Raw genomic sequence first — 12,369 nt, forward strand, 5'->3', positions numbered from 1 at the left:
CCGTATTCACGTGGAAATCGGTGCCGCGTTCGGGTTCACCTGCGCGGATCGCTTGGCGGCGCGTGCCGACGTGCCGGTGCGGCAGGCCGACCCGCGTACGGGTTTCGTCGCCGTCAGCCCGCCTTGCGCTTTCGTGCCGGCTGTTTGCCGCCGAGCGCCGCGCACTGCGCGTGGCACGGGCAGCCGGCCTCGTGATCGTTGACCATGCCGGTTGCCTGCATCAGCGCATAGCAGATCGTCGAACCGACGAATTTGCAGCCGTATGCCTTCAGCGCCTTGCTGAGCGCGTCGGACTGTTCGGTCGACGCGGGCGCGTCGCGATACGACTGCCATGCGTTCTGGATCGGCGTATTGCCGACGAATGACCACAGGAACGCGGCGAGCGACCCGTGTTCCTCGCGGATGCGCTGAACGGCGCGCGCGTTGGTGACCGCCGATTCGACCTTCGCGCGGTTGCGCACGATGCCGGGATTCTCCAGCAGCTTCTCGATGCGCTTCGGCGTGAAACGCGCGACGGCATCGACGTCGAACTCCGCGAACGCTTCGCGGTAGCCCGCGCGCTTGTTCAGGATCGTCGACCACGACAGCCCGGCCTGTGCGCCTTCCAGGATCAGCATTTCGAACAGGTGGCGATCGTCGTGCGACGGCACGCCCCACTCGGTATCGTGATAGTGAGCATCCGCTTCCGTCCTTACCCAGTTGCACCGCTGCGACATCGTTTCCCTCGTTTTCGGTATCGATTCGATCGTGCCAGCATAGCGGAAGCCCCTTGTGCGGAATAGCCGGCCGAACGGCAGATGGGCGCGCGGCGCCGATCCGGTTAAGCTTGGCGCCTGTTCGAATCAGCGGGATGAAGGCATGGCGGCATTACTTTTTGCGATCGGCATCGACGGCGGCGGCACGGGCACGCGCGCGGTGCTGGCCGACCGGCACGGGCGCGAGCTCGCACAGGGGCGCGGCGGCCCGTCGGGGCTCGGGCTCGGTATCGAGCGCGCGTGGGCGTCGATCGGCGCGGCATGCGCCGATGCGTTCACGCAGGCCGGCTTCGCGTTCGACTGGTCGCAGTGCGCGCTCGGCTGCGGGCTCGCGGGTGTGAACAACGCGGCGTGGCTCGCGGCGTTTCGCGCGCAGGCGCCGCTCGGCGCGCTTGCGATCGAGAGCGATGCCTATACGACGGTCGTCGGCGCGCACGGCGGCGCGCCGGGGCTCATCGTCGCGCTCGGCACCGGCAGTATCGCGGCGGCGCTCGATGCGGCCGGTGCGTGCCGGATCGCCGGCGGGTTCGGTTTTCCGTCCGGCGACGAGGCGAGCGGTGCGTGGCTCGGCGTGCGCGCGCTCGCGTACGCGCAACAGGCGCTCGACGGCCGCGTGCCGCGCGATGCGTTTGCCGCTGCGCTGCTCGCGGAAACGGGCGCGCAGGATCGCGACGCGCTCGTCCAGTGGTCGTGCGATGCGAACCAGACGATCTACGCGCGTCTCGCGCCGGTCGTGTTCGCGCACCGCACGCACCCGGTCGCGGGCGCGCTGATCGCGCAGGCCGGCGACGAGATCGGCAAGATGATCGACGCGCTCGATCCGCAGCAGGCGCTGCCAGTCGCGCTGTGCGGCGGGCTGGCGGACGCGCTCGCACCGGCCGTGCCGGCGCGCCATGCCGCGCGGTTGCGCGCACCGCTCGACGATTCCGCACACGGCGCGTTGCGGCTGGCACTGCAGGCGCTGCGGGCGGCGGAAGGCGGTTGAGGCGGGATAACGTGCGGCGGCAGGCGCGGGGGAAGGTGCAGTGGAGGCTGCGTCGACGCAGCACCGAAGGCGGCGCTCGACCGGGAACCGTTCGGCGCGCCGCCGGGCGCGACGTTAAAATGGCGATTCCGCAGAGCCCTGAGCGCCATTCTCCCGTCCCATGTACAAAGTCATCGCCACCGATCTCGACGGCACCCTGCTGAACAGCGACCACCAGCTCGACCCGTACACGATCGACACCGTCCGGCGGCTCGACCGCGACGGCCTGCAGTTCGTGATCGCGACGGGGCGCCACTATGCGGACGTCGCCGGCATTCGCGACGTGCTCGGCATCCGGCCGTACCTGATCACGTCGAACGGCGCGCGCGTGCATGCGCCGGACGACACGACGATCCACGCGCAGGACATCGCTCCCGCGATGGTCCGCGGCCTCGTGCAGCCTGACGTCACCGGCGCGCATGGCCGCGTGATCGTCAACCTGTTCACCAACGACGGCTGGCTGATCGACCGCGACGCACCGCACCTGCTCGACTTCCACCAGGATTCGGGCTTCCGGTACGACGTGATCGACATGGCCGCGCACGACGGCGCCGGTATCGCGAAGGTGCTGTACATCGGCGAGCCGGCCGATCTGGCGATGGTCGCCGAGCAGATGCGCGTGCGCTTCGGCGATGCGCTGTACGTCACGTACTCGCTGCCCGACTGCCTCGAAGTGATGACCGCGAACGTGTCGAAGGGCCGCGCGCTGCGCTCGGTGCTCGCGCGGCTCGGCGTCGATTCCGGCCACTGCATCGCGTTCGGCGACAACATGAACGACATCGATCTGCTCGAAACCGCCGGTCATGCGTTCATGATGAACAACGCGAATCCCGACCTGGTCGCACGGCTTCCGCACATCCCGCGGATCGGCAACAACTTCGATGCGGGTGTCGCACGCCATCTGCGCACGCTGTTCTCGCTCGAGGACAACGTCGCCGCTTCCTGAGCGCCCGGCTCCGGGCGCGTTTCCCGGGCGGGCATGAAAAACGGGCGCCAATGGCGCCCGTCGAAACCACTTGCCTCGATGTTCTTGGACAGCGTGAGGCTCGCTGCTCTGCTCGCTTGACCCCGTAGTGTTTTATTCGCTTGTGCGAGCTGATGCCGGCAGCAGGTCGACGGCGTCGTCACGTCCGGCGACCAGCGGGTAAATGATCCCTGCGAGTACCGCGCCGATCAGCGGCGCCACCCAGAACAGCCAGAGCTGGCCGATCGCGTCGCCGCCGACGAACAGCGCCGGGCCGGTCGAGCGCGCCGGGTTCACCGACGTGTTGGTGACCGGGATCGAGATCAGATGAATCAGCGTCAGGCACAGGCCGATCGCGATCGGTGCAAAGCCGGCCGGCACACCGCGCTTGTCGGTCGCGCCGAGGATCACGAACAGGAAGAAACCCGTCATCACGACTTCGCAGATGAACGATGCGGTCAGCGAGTAGTGGCCGGGCGAGCGATCGCCGAAGCCGTTCGTCGCGAAACCGCTGCCGACGACGTCGAAGCCCGGCTTGCCGGTTGCGATCAGGTACAGCACGAACGCACCGAGCGTGGCGCCGACGACCTGCGCGACGATATACGGCGCGAGATCGCGCGCCGGGAAGCGGCCGGCGACCGTCAGGCCGACGCTCACCGCCGGATTCAGGTGGCAACCCGAAATGTGGCCGATTGCGAATGCCATCGTCAGCACGGTCAGGCCGAAGGCGAGTGCGACGCCGGCAAAGCCGATGCCGAGGCCCGGAAAGGCGGCGGCCAGCACGGCGCTTCCGCACCCGCCGAGCACCAGCCAGAACGTGCCGAATACCTCTGCAGCGAGACGCTGAGATAGATTCATGTAAGGACCTCGTTCAAGTGGGTTGAAGACCGCCGGACGACACCGCGGATTTAATCCTTCGCCCGGAATTGGTCTGGATTATAGGAAATGAATCGCGTCCGGGAGGGTCAACGATTGTTAAATTTGAATGGCTGACGAATGCCTTTTATTAGAATAAGCCCGCATTCTCGATATAGCCGAATTGGTTAAAGATGACAGTATTTATTTCCAAGAGCAGGGCGGCAGTACAGATGACGTAACGAGTGTTGGTGTCCCGGCCGGATTCGCCGGGGCCGCATCATCGAAAAGGGGAGTCGAAAAATGTCTCAATACGCGAAACTCAAGGCGCAGATCGCTGATCTGCAGGCCCAGGCGGACGACGTGCGCCGCCAGGAAGTGGCGGCGGTCATTGCCGACGTCCAGCGAATGATTGCGGAATACGGCCTGACGGCCCAGGACCTGGGCTTCGCGGAACGGGCACGGCGCGGGCGCCCGCCGAAGAAGGCGCCGCTGCCGCCGAAATACCGCGACCCGAAGTCGGGTGCAACCTGGAGCGGGCGCGGCAAGCCGCCGAATTGGATCGTCGGGAAAAACCGCGATCGTTTCCTGATCGAATGACCGGAAGCCAAAAAGAAAGAGCCGCATCGGCGATGCGGCTCTTTTGTATTACGCACCGATTTCGGCGCGGATTTTACCGAATATTTCGGCGTGGATTTCCGTGTCAGGCACCCGCGACCCGGCGCAATACCGGTTGCTTGGTCGCCGCGCAAAGCGATTCGTAAGTTTCGACATAACGCTGCGCCATTGCCTTCGAGCTGAAACGCGTGTCGAAACGCTGGCGGATCGCGGTTCGCGACAGCGTGTCGATCCGGTGCAGCGCGCCGACCGCGCCCTGCACGTCCTCGACGATGAAGCCGGTCACGCCGTCCTCGATCACTTCCGGCACCGAACCGCGGTTGAACGCGACGACCGGCGTGCCGCAGGCCATCGCCTCGATCATCACGAGGCCGAACGGCTCCGGCCAGTCGATCGGGAACAGCAGCGCCTTCGCGCCGGACAGGAACGCGGGCTTCTGCGCCTCGTTGATCTCGCCGATGAACTCGACGTGCGCCTCGCCGAGCAGCGGCTCGATCACTTCCTTGAAATAGTCGGCGTCGGCCTTGTCGACCTTCGCGGCGATCTTCAGCGGCAGCCCGCTTTGCGCGGCGATCCGGATCGCGGTGTCGACGCGCTTTTCGGGACAGATCCGGCCGAGGAACGCGAGATATTCGGGCTTCACGCCCGGCTGCGGCGTGAGCAGCGAGTCGGGCAGCCCGTGATACACGGTGCCGGCCCACGCGGCCTGCGGCAGCGGCTTGCGCTGGTTGTTCGAGATCGACACGACCGGCGCGTCCGGGAACGCGTCGAACACCGGCTGCAGCTCCGGCAGGTCGAGGCGGCCGTGCAGCGTCGTCACGTACGGCGTGTCGAGACGCGACATCAGCGGGAACGGCAGGTAGTCGAGGTGGAAGTGCAGCACGTCGAATTCGTGCGCGACCCGGGCGACCTGCTCGAGGAGCCGCATGTGGGGCGCCATCGAATCGCGGATCGACGGGTCGAGCCGCAGTGCGCGCGGCCATGCCGCCTCGAGACGGGCCGACGTGACGGAGTCGCCGCTGGCGAACAGCGTCACGTCGTGGCCGAGTTCGACGAGCGCCTCGGTGAGGTAGGACACGACACGCTCGGTGCCGCCGTAGAGTTTCGGCGGAACGGCTTCGTAAAGCGGCGCGATCTGGGCAATTCGCATGGGTGTTCTCCGGTTTTGATCCGAGGGCGCCATGGCGCCGATATGGATCCCATACAACGTTGCGGAACTCGCCGACGTACGCGTTCGGCGGTACGTGGCCGGGCCCTGGACGGGGTGCGCGGGGCGCCGGACGGCAAGCTGGGGGCGGGCCGGCACGGCTCGCGCCGCCGCCCATTGGAGTCCATTATCGATATCGGCCTGCGGGGTTCGAGTGTTTTTTCAAACACTTAAGGCTTGTTACACGATGAAATACGCGAAAACCCCGATAAAAAGGGCACGGATTCGAGAAGCGAGATGGCCGCAACTATTGTTGCGCTATCGTGAAAAAGCACTATAATTTTTACCGATCCGATTGTCGGCAGCCCTGCCGGCAAGCCTTCCGCCACCAGGCGGCGGCGATCGGCACCCTCACAGCCGAATTTGCGCTGTCACCCGTTTTCCCGATTACGCCTTTCAATTCGCTTTGTCGGAAAAATTCCTACACGGTTTACAGACAAATCCTGCATGGCATACGCCACTTCGCTGATACCGACATAAATCCCGTTTGGCCAAAATTCGCCCTGTAAGACTATAAACGAGCCGACCGAGCGCCAAGAGCGCTCCGAGCGAGCAAACGTTTTCATAACACGAATGGCCAAAGCAAAGCTCTTTAACGGGGGAATCATGAGCGCTACCAGCGAAATGCTCAGTGAGATCAAAGAGGTCAACCTGTCCTACCTCCTCCTCGCGCAACGCCTGCTGCGGGAAGATAAAGCGATGGGCATGTTCCGCATGGGAATTTCCCAGGAACTCGCCGACGTGCTCGCCAACCTCACGCTCGCACAGACCGTGAAGCTGGCCGCGTCGAACCAGATGCTGTGCCGCTTCCGCTTCGACGATCATGCGCTGCTGTCGTCGCTCGCCGACAAGGGCCGTAGCGACGTCGTCGCGCACGCCCACTCGGCCATCCTGATGGCCGGGCAGCAGGTCGAAAGCGTCCGCTGATCCATCCCGCCTTGCGTTGTGTCCCGGCGTACCGCGCCGGAGGGCAGCGTATTGGCCATCCATCCGAACAACGTCAAGCGGACGGTTATCACCATGGCAAGCAAAAGCGTCGTGATCGAGGTGAAGGAAATCACCCTCGCCATCGAACTGATCGAACTGGGCGCCCGGCTGCAGCTGCTGGAGGCGGAGACGAGCCTGTCGCGGGACCGTCTGATCAAGCTGTACAAGGAACTGAAGGGCGTGTCGCCGCCGAAGGGGATGCTGCCGTTCTCGACCGACTGGTTCATGACGTGGCAGCCGAACATCCACTCGTCGCTGTTCTACAACATCTACCGGTTCATGCAGGACCACGGCCGCTGCGAGCCGATCCAGTCGATCGTGAAGGCGTACCGGCTCTATCAGGAGCACGTGAACCTGTCCGGCGACGAGGCCGCGCTGAGCCTCACGCGGGCGTGGACGCTCGTGCGCTTCTTCGATTCGGGGATGCTGCAGATGACCCCGTGCACGCGCTGCGGCGGCCATTTCGTCGCGCATGCGCATGATCCACATCAAGGTTTCGTGTGCGGCCTGTGCCAGCCGCCGTCGCGCGCGGGCAAGACCCGCAAGGCCGCCGCGGCGCGCGCCGAACTGGCTGCCGCCGCCGCCTGACGCCGGGCCGGGCGGGGTGCAGGCCCGTTGCCGCCGGCCGTGCGAATCGTCCATGCATTGCTGGTAAACACCGTCGGGCCGCCGCCGGGCGGCCGCGAAAGTTTTCCTGCCGACTGCCGTAAACCTGTTTAACGGCGGTCTTCCCGCCGGTCTTTCGTGAGGGACAGGCAGTGCTGATTATCGTGGGAACACTCGTGACGCTGTTGTCCGTCTTCGGCGGTTATGCGCTGGCAGGCGGGCATCTGGGCGCATTGATCCAGCCCGTCGAGATCCTGATGATCGTGGGCGCGGGCGTGGGCGCGTTCATCCTCGGCAACGGCGGCAAGACCATCAAGGCCACGCTGCGCGTGCTGCCGACGCTCTTCAAGGGTTCGAAGTACACGAAGGACGTCTATATGGAGCTGATGGCGCTGCTTTACGTGCTGCTCGCCAAGGCTCGCAAGGAAGGCACGCTCACGCTCGAGGCCGACATCGACGATCCGGAAAAGAGCCCGATCTTCACGCAATACCCGAAGATCCTCGCCGATCACCACATCGTCGAATTCCTGACCGACTACCTGCGCCTGATGGTGGGCGGCAACATGAACGCGTTCGAGATCGAGAGCCTGATGGACGAGGAGATCGAGACGCACCACGCGGAAGGCGAAGGCCCCGCGCACGCCCTGATGCGCGTCGGCGACGCGATGCCGGCGTTCGGTATCGTCGCGGCCGTGATGGGCGTGGTGCACACGATGGCGTCGGCCGACAAGCCGCCCGCGGTGCTCGGCGCGATGATCGCGCAGGCGCTGGTCGGCACGTTCCTCGGGATTCTGCTGTCGTACGGGCTGATCGGGCCGCTCGCGAGCCTCGCGGAGCAGCGCGTCGCCGAGTCGACCAAGATGTTCCAGTGCATCAAGGTGACGATCCTCGCGACGCTGAACGGCTATGCGCCGGCGATTGCGGTCGAGTTCGGCCGCAAGGTGCTGTTCTCGACCGAGCGCCCGTCGTTCTCGGAGCTCGAAGAGCACGTGCGCCGCGTGAAGGCGAAGTGACGCGAAGGAGCGCACGATGAGCAAGAGCAAGGATCGCGCGATCGTCGTCAAGCGGGTGGCCCCGGCGAAGAAGGGCCACCACGGCGGCGCATGGAAGCTCGCGTACGCGGACTTCATGACCGCGATGATGGCGTTCTTCCTGCTGATGTGGCTGCTGAGCTCGGTCACGCCGGTGCAGCTGAAGGGGATCGCCGAATACTTCAACACGCCGCTGAAGGCCGCGCTGTTCGGCAGCGGCGACCGCAGTTCGCAGGATTCCAGCATCATCAACGCCGGCGGCCGCGACCTGTCGAGCGTCGACGCGGGCACGCTGCGCCGCACCGACGGCACGACGCAACTCGCCGAACGCCTCTCGAAGATGGGCGACGAGCATTCCCGGTCGCAGGCGCAGGGCGCGCAGGACCGGCTCGAGCAGGCGCGCCTGCACGACCTGCAGATCAAGCTGATGGCCGCGATCGAGGCCAACCCGACGCTGCGCCAGTTCAAGCAGCAGATCCGCATCGACTCGACGCTGATGGGGCTGCGCATCGAGATCGTCGATTCGCAGAAGCGGCCGATGTTCGCGATGTCGAGCGACCGCGTCGAACCGTACATGCGCGACATCCTGCGCGAGATCGGCAAGACGCTGAACGACGTGCCGAACCGGATCATCGTCCAGGGCCACACCGACGCCGTGCCGTACGCGGGCGGCGAGGGCGGCTACAGCAACTGGGAGCTGTCGGCCGACCGCGCGAACGCATCGCGCCGCGAGCTGGTCTCCGGCGGCATGGACGAGGCGAAGGTGCTGCGCGTGCTCGGCCTCGCGTCGACGCAGAACCTGAACAAGGCCGACCCGCTCGATCCGGAAAACCGCCGGATCAGCGTGATCGTGCTGAACCGCAAATCCGAAGAGGCGCTGATGCGCGACGACGCGACGACCACGACGCTGTCGGCCGACGCGGCCGGCTCGAAGCAGCTCGCGCAGCAGCTCGGCGGCGCGGCGCCGGCCGTGCGCCCGGCGCTCGCGGCGTCCGCCGTCGCCGTGCCGAAACCCTGATATCGACAAGACCTGCTTCCGAGACAGACATGATCCGAACCATTCTCGCCATCGACGACTCCGCGACCATGCGCGCCCTGCTGCAGGCGACGCTTGCACAGGCCGGCTATGACGTGACGGTGGCGCCGGACGGCGAAGCCGGCTTCGACATGGCCGCGACCACGCCGTACGACCTGGTGCTGACCGACCAGAACATGCCGCGCAAGAGCGGGCTCGAGGTGATCGCCGCGCTGCGCAAGCTGACCGCGTATGCGGACACGCCGATCCTCGTGCTGACGACCGAGGGCAGCGATGCCTTCAAGGACGCCGCACGCGACGCGGGCGCGACCGGCTGGATCGAGAAACCGATCGACCCGGCCGTGCTGATCGACCTGGTCGCGACGCTGTCCGAGCCGGCTGCCTCCTGACATGAACGCGACGAATTCAACCGGTGACCGGGCATGACTCTCGACATCACTCAGTTCTACCAGACCTTTTTCGACGAAGCGGACGAGCTGCTCGCGCAGATGGAGCAGCTGCTGCTGAACCTCGACGTCGACTCGCCCGACCCCGAAGACCTGGCCGCGATCTTCCGCGCCGCGCATTCGATCAAGGGCGGTGCGGCGACGTTCGGCTTTTCCGCGCTGACCGATACGACGCACATCCTCGAATCGCTGCTCGACCGCGCGCGCAACCATGAGCTGACGCTGACCAAGGACATGGTCGACGCGTTCCTCGAGACCAAGGACGTGCTGTCCGACCAGCTCGTGGACTACCGCGCGAGCGCCGAACCCGACGCGGCGGCTGCCGCGACGATCTGCGCGAAGCTCGAACGGCTGAAGGCCGAGAGCGGTGCGGATGCGCCGGCTGCTGCCGCCGCGCCGGCGCCTGCGCCTGCCGCGCCGGTTGCCGCTGCCGTTGCTCCGGCCGCCGAGCCCGCTACCGGCGGCGACCGCGCGCCCGATCACGTGGTCGAGCAGGCCGTCGCGGCCGCGCATCCGGCGGGCGACGCCGACGCCGGCGGCCCGCACCTGAAGATCACGCTGGTCGCCGTCGACGCGAAGGACCAGGCGCTGCTCACCGAAGAACTCGGCAACCTCGGCCGGATCGTCGGCCGCGAGGAAGCGGGCGCCGACCTGTCGCTGTGGCTCGAATCCGACGTGCCGTCCGACGACATCGTCGCCGTGTGCTGCTTCGTGATCGACGAAAGCCAGATCCGCGTCGCGCACGGTACGGCGCCGGCCGCACCGGCCGCGCCGGCTGCCGCGCAGGACATCGCGGCACCGGCTGCCGAACCGGCCGCCGCCGCGCAACCCGCGCGCGTCGAGGTGTTCGCGCCGCAGGCTGCCGCACCGCAGGCCGCACCGGCACCGGCGCCTGCCGAACCGGCCGCCGCCGCGGCCCCGGCTCCGGCTCCGGCCCAGCCGCCGCAACCCGCGCAGCAACCGCAAGCCGAACCGGCGGCGGCGCCGGCCGCCGCACACCACGACGACAAGCGTGCGCGTCCGGCCGCCGCCGCCGCGTCGGGCGCCGAAGGCAGCTCGATCCGCGTCGGCGTCGAGAAGGTCGACCAGCTGATCAACCTCGTCGGCGAACTCGTGATCACGCAGGCGATGCTCGCGGAGACCGCGAGCGCGTTCGATCCGGCGCTGCACGATCGCCTGTTCAACGGGATGGCGCAGCTTGAGCGCAACGCGCGCGACCTGCAGGAAGCGGTGATGTCGATCCGCATGATGCCGATGGACTACGTGTTCAGCCGCTTCCCGCGCCTCGTGCGCGACCTCGCCGGCAAGCTCGGCAAGCAGGTCGAGCTCGTCACGTTCGGTCAGGCGACCGAGCTCGACAAGAGCCTGATCGAACGGATCATCGATCCGCTCACGCACCTCGTGCGCAACAGCCTCGACCACGGCATCGAAACCGTCGACAAGCGCGTCGCCGCCGGCAAGGATGCGGTCGGCCAGCTCGTGCTGTCGGCCGCGCATCACGGCGGCAACATCGTGATCGAGGTGAGCGACGACGGCGCGGGCCTGAACCGCGAGCGGATCCTCGCGAAGGCCGCGAAGCAGGGCATGCAGGTGTCCGACAACATCAGCGACGACGAAGTCTGGCAGTTGATTTTCGCGCCGGGCTTCTCGACCGCCGAGACGGTGACCGACGTGTCGGGCCGCGGCGTCGGGATGGACGTCGTGAAGCGCAACATCCAGTCGATGGGCGGCCACGTCGAGATCACGTCGCTGGCCGGCCGCGGCACGACCACGCGGATCGTGCTGCCGCTCACGCTGGCGATCCTCGACGGGATGTCGGTGAAGGTCGGCAACGAGATCTTCATCCTGCCGCTGAACTTCGTGATGGAGTCGCTGCAGCCGTCGACCGACGACATCTACACGGTCGGCAACGGTGAGCGCGTGGTGCGCGTGCGCGGCGAATACCTGCCGCTGGTCGCGCTGCACGAGGTGTTCTCGGTGGACGACGCGCGCACCGATCCGACGCAGGGGATCGTCACGATCATGGAAACCGAGGGACGCCGCTTCGCGATGCTGATCGACGAGCTGGTCGGCCAGCAGCAGGTGGTCGTGAAGAACCTCGAAACCAACTACCGCAAGGTGCACGGCATCTCGGCGGCGACCATCCTCGGCGACGGCAGCGTCGCGCTGATCGTCGACGTCGCGGCACTGAACCGCGAAACCCGTGCGATGCACGGCGCCCGAGCCGGCGCCGAGCTCGCCGTCTTCTGACTCTCGCCATTCAACCGATTGGGGGCAAACGTGTCTGCTGAAGTCCAAATGATCAATACGGCCGCGGCGAACGCGGCAACCAGCCGCCGCGACGCGGCGCACGGCGACGCGACGGGCCAGGAATTCCTCGTGTTCACGCTCGGCGACGAGGAATACGGGATCGACATCCTGAAGGTGCAGGAAATTCGCGGCTACGACAGCGTCACGCGCATCGCGAACGCGCCGGAGTTCATCAAGGGCGTGATCAACCTGCGCGGGATCATCGTGCCGATCGTCGACATGCGGATCAAGTTCCATCTCGGCCGCGTCGAGTACGACCACCAGACCGTCGTGATCATCCTGAACGTCGCGCATCGCGTGGTCGGGATGGTGGTCGACGGCGTGTCGGACGTGCTGACGCTGCAGACCGACCAGATCATGCCGGCGCCGGAATTCGGCGCGACGCTGACGACCGAGTACCTGACGGGCCTCGGCACGGTCGACGGCCGGATGCTGATCCTGATGGACATCGAGAAGCTGATGTCGAGCCGTGAAATGGCGCTGATCGAGACGCTCGGCGGGTAAGCGCGCCACGCGCGCAGCAATTTCGG

Annotated in this window: 13 protein-coding genes; 10 read left to right on the plus strand and 3 right to left on the minus strand. The window is 66.6% G+C overall.

Features of this window, described 5'->3' with window-relative positions:
• Positions 1-113 precede the first annotated feature (113 nt).
• Positions 114-716 (minus strand): DNA-3-methyladenine glycosylase I, encoded by a 603-nt coding sequence (locus AC5LXX_RS00855; RefSeq protein ID WP_493410219.1) that lies wholly within the window; start codon positions 714-716, stop codon positions 114-116.
• A 142-nt stretch (positions 717-858) separates the two neighbouring features.
• Here AC5LXX_RS00855 and AC5LXX_RS00860 point away from each other — a divergent pair, with 142 nt between their 5' ends.
• Both AC5LXX_RS00860 and AC5LXX_RS00865 read left to right on the plus strand, forming a co-directional pair.
• Positions 859-1,740: a glucosamine kinase nucleotide-binding domain-containing protein gene (locus AC5LXX_RS00860; protein WP_493410220.1), complete on the plus strand. Its 882-nt coding sequence runs from the start codon at positions 859-861 to the stop codon at positions 1,738-1,740.
• Positions 1,741-1,900: 160 nt separating this feature from the next.
• Positions 1,901-2,725 carry a Cof-type HAD-IIB family hydrolase gene (locus AC5LXX_RS00865; RefSeq protein WP_493410221.1) on the plus strand — a complete coding sequence of 275 codons (825 nt, stop codon included), beginning with the start codon at positions 1,901-1,903 and terminating at the stop codon, positions 2,723-2,725.
• Between the two features lie 132 nt (positions 2,726-2,857).
• Here AC5LXX_RS00865 and aqpZ read toward each other — a convergent pair whose 3' ends face one another.
• Positions 2,858-3,601: an aquaporin Z gene (gene aqpZ, locus AC5LXX_RS00870; protein ID WP_006477345.1), complete on the minus strand. Its 744-nt coding sequence runs from the start codon at positions 3,599-3,601 to the stop codon at positions 2,858-2,860.
• A 300-nt stretch (positions 3,602-3,901) separates the two neighbouring features.
• Between aqpZ and AC5LXX_RS00875 the strand changes: the two genes are divergently transcribed.
• On the plus strand, positions 3,902-4,198 hold the full coding sequence (locus AC5LXX_RS00875) for an H-NS histone family protein (protein WP_006489320.1): 297 nt from the start codon (positions 3,902-3,904) through the stop codon (positions 4,196-4,198).
• A gap of 103 nt (positions 4,199-4,301) precedes the next feature.
• Here AC5LXX_RS00875 and AC5LXX_RS00880 read toward each other — a convergent pair whose 3' ends face one another.
• Complete coding sequence (locus AC5LXX_RS00880; RefSeq protein WP_493410222.1) at positions 4,302-5,366, minus strand: glycosyltransferase family 4 protein; 1,065 nt, start codon at positions 5,364-5,366, stop codon at positions 4,302-4,304.
• Between the two features lie 663 nt (positions 5,367-6,029).
• Between AC5LXX_RS00880 and flhD the strand changes: the two genes are divergently transcribed.
• The 7 genes from flhD to cheW all read left to right on the plus strand — a co-directional run bounded on the left by flhD (position 6,030) and on the right by cheW (position 12,343).
• Positions 6,030-6,350, plus strand: coding sequence for a flagellar transcriptional regulator FlhD (flhD, locus tag AC5LXX_RS00885; protein ID WP_069746442.1), 321 nt, complete (start codon positions 6,030-6,032; stop codon positions 6,348-6,350).
• Positions 6,351-6,443: 93 nt separating this feature from the next.
• Positions 6,444-6,998 (plus strand): flagellar transcriptional regulator FlhC, encoded by a 555-nt coding sequence (gene flhC / locus AC5LXX_RS00890; protein WP_011350591.1) that lies wholly within the window; start codon positions 6,444-6,446, stop codon positions 6,996-6,998.
• A gap of 170 nt (positions 6,999-7,168) precedes the next feature.
• A complete protein-coding gene (gene motA, locus AC5LXX_RS00895) occupies positions 7,169-8,029 on the plus strand; it encodes a flagellar motor stator protein MotA (RefSeq protein ID WP_011350592.1) in 861 nt (286 codons plus the stop codon).
• A gap of 16 nt (positions 8,030-8,045) precedes the next feature.
• Positions 8,046-9,065, plus strand: a complete 1,020-nt coding sequence (gene motB / locus AC5LXX_RS00900) for a flagellar motor protein MotB (RefSeq protein ID WP_124456915.1) — start codon at positions 8,046-8,048, stop codon at positions 9,063-9,065.
• 29 nt (positions 9,066-9,094) lie between these two features.
• Positions 9,095-9,472 (plus strand): response regulator, encoded by a 378-nt coding sequence (locus AC5LXX_RS00905; protein ID WP_124456916.1) that lies wholly within the window; start codon positions 9,095-9,097, stop codon positions 9,470-9,472.
• A 33-nt stretch (positions 9,473-9,505) separates the two neighbouring features.
• Positions 9,506-11,779, plus strand: a complete 2,274-nt coding sequence (gene cheA, locus AC5LXX_RS00910; RefSeq protein WP_493410223.1) for a chemotaxis protein CheA — start codon at positions 9,506-9,508, stop codon at positions 11,777-11,779.
• A gap of 48 nt (positions 11,780-11,827) precedes the next feature.
• Positions 11,828-12,343: a chemotaxis protein CheW gene (gene cheW, locus AC5LXX_RS00915; RefSeq protein ID WP_493410224.1), complete on the plus strand. Its 516-nt coding sequence runs from the start codon at positions 11,828-11,830 to the stop codon at positions 12,341-12,343.
• Positions 12,344-12,369: the final 26 nt, after the last annotated feature.

This window comes from Burkholderia torrens, from assembly GCF_984668525.1.